Source organism: Novosphingobium sp. B-7 (assembly GCF_000410615.1).
GTDB lineage: Bacteria > Pseudomonadota > Alphaproteobacteria > Sphingomonadales > Sphingomonadaceae > Novosphingobium > Novosphingobium capsulatum.
The window spans coordinates 1-1,691 of sequence record NZ_APCQ01000128.1 but is presented as its reverse complement, the minus strand read 5'-3'; the positions used below and the strand labels follow the sequence as shown (position 1 = coordinate 1,691).

Below are 1,691 nucleotides of genomic sequence, written 5' to 3'. Positions count from 1 at the left end.
GGCTTGGGCGCAGGCCTGGGCCAGGGCTGCTGCCAGGCGCGGCGCATCGGCCAGGGCGCGCAGCATCGGTTGCGGTTGGGCCAAGCGCCAGGGCCGCGCGTGTGGCCAGAGCATGGCATAGCCCAGGCGATGCTGCCCCTTGAGCGTCAGGGCAATATCGCCATGGCCCCGGCCATGGCCGCGCAGATCGGCCGAGGCGATCAGCGAAAGCGGCAGGTTGATGCACTTGCCCAGCGCAATGCCCACGCGCAGCACCACGCGGCGGTTGGTCAGGGTATAGACCGTGGTGCGCGCGACCAGCACGGCAAAGAGGGTGAGCAAGGCTTGCAGCACCGCGCCGGCCGCCAGAATCGCGCCTGCGCCGATCAGGTTGCCGCTGGCCAGCGCCAGCAGCGCCAGCACCGCGAAATAACCGGCCAGCCACGGCGCGAACAGCGCGCTCCGCTTGAACGTCTGCCAGTGCGGTGCGGCCTGCCACACTATCCATTCGCCCGCAGGCAGATCGCCGGGAAGGCCGCGCACCGGCTCGAAGTCATATTCGCTCACAGCAGCGGCTCCAGCCGATCGGCATTGGCATAGAGATAGCCGGTGCCGAAATAGGCGACGACGCGCTCTTCCTCATACCGGGTGATTTCACCGGGGTTTTCGGGGAAAGGGGCATTGGCGAAATCAGCCGCGTTGATCGCGCTGATGATCACGCCTTCGCGGCGGATCACGGCCATGGCCATCGGCGCGAGCACGATGCGCGTGCCGGTATCGACCGCCAGGTAGCGGATCATGTGTTCGGCGCGGTCGATCCACAGATCGGCGACCGTCCCGGCCCGCGCGCCATCGGCGCCATAGACCGACAGCCCGCGCGGATCGGTGCTGGCGCTGGCCACGGTGATCTGCGGCACGCTGCCGATCGGCACGATGCGCGCGTTGCCATGGGCATCGCGATCGGGAAAGCGCGCGCGGTTGGCATAGGCGCCCGGCCCGACGCCAGCGGCAAAGACATCGCCCACCGGGGAATAGGGCGCGCCGCCAAAGTTTTCGCGGCGTTCCGCCTTGATCTCCACCGGTTCGCGGTTTTCGCTGGCGGGCAGGGGCACCGTGACCGTGCCCATGCCGAAGGGCAGGACAAAGGTCTTGGCGCTGGCGGTGGACAGCGGGCCACCGTCGCTATCGACACGGCCGGTCAACGCGTCTTCCAGCGGATAGCCTTCGCGTCGGTCTTCGCGCCTGAGCCAGAAGATCAGGCAGATAAAGAATAGGACGAAAGCGATCAGCGCGAGTTGCGCGGCATCCACTGTGCCGACGATATTGCCGTGTCTCATGGGAGTTCTCCTTCCCGGCTGCTCATGTCGGAAACTCGGTCAGGCCAAAGCGACGCGCTCCGGCAGGTGAAAGCGTGGCGCGCGCGCCCGACAACTGGCCGACGAGCGGCCCCATCAGGACCAGCGTGACCAGCAAGAGGGCAATTTCGATCGCGTAGATCACGCCATAGCCGGTGGCGTGGTGGGCAAGCGTCAGGCCCAGGCCATCGGCCACGGCAAAGCTCGACACCAGATCGCGCAAGACGCCGCCGAACGCGATGGCGAGCCCCGCGGCGGTGGTCTGCACCGCGCCCCAGGCGCCGAGCGCGAGACCGGCGGTATCGCTGCCGGCCTGGCCCATCGCCGCCGTCAGTGTGCCGACCGAAAACAGCCCGG

The 1,691-nt window shown here is 68.1% G+C and carries 3 protein-coding genes; all 3 read right to left on the bottom strand.

All coding sequences use genetic code 11. The annotated features are described in order from the left end of the window. On the bottom strand, positions 1-546 hold a 546-nt coding region (puhB, locus tag H926_RS0101395), incomplete at its 3' end, for a photosynthetic complex putative assembly protein PuhB (protein ID WP_022674709.1). After that, a complete protein-coding gene (gene puhA, locus H926_RS0101390; protein WP_022674708.1) occupies positions 543-1,316 on the bottom strand; it encodes a photosynthetic reaction center subunit H in 774 nt (257 codons plus the stop codon). The genes puhA and puhB, both read right to left, overlap by 4 nt. Positions 1,317-1,338: 22 nt before the next feature. After that, a partial coding sequence (locus H926_RS25035; RefSeq protein ID WP_043607297.1) for a PucC family protein occupies positions 1,339-1,691 on the bottom strand: 353 nt, incomplete at its 5' end.

Bases quoted from the DNA above. Each gene is read 5' to 3' on its own strand.
- puhA (WP_022674708.1), bottom strand. From the start codon at position 1,316: ATGAGACACGGCAATATCGTCGGCACAGTGGATGCCGCGCAACTCGCG.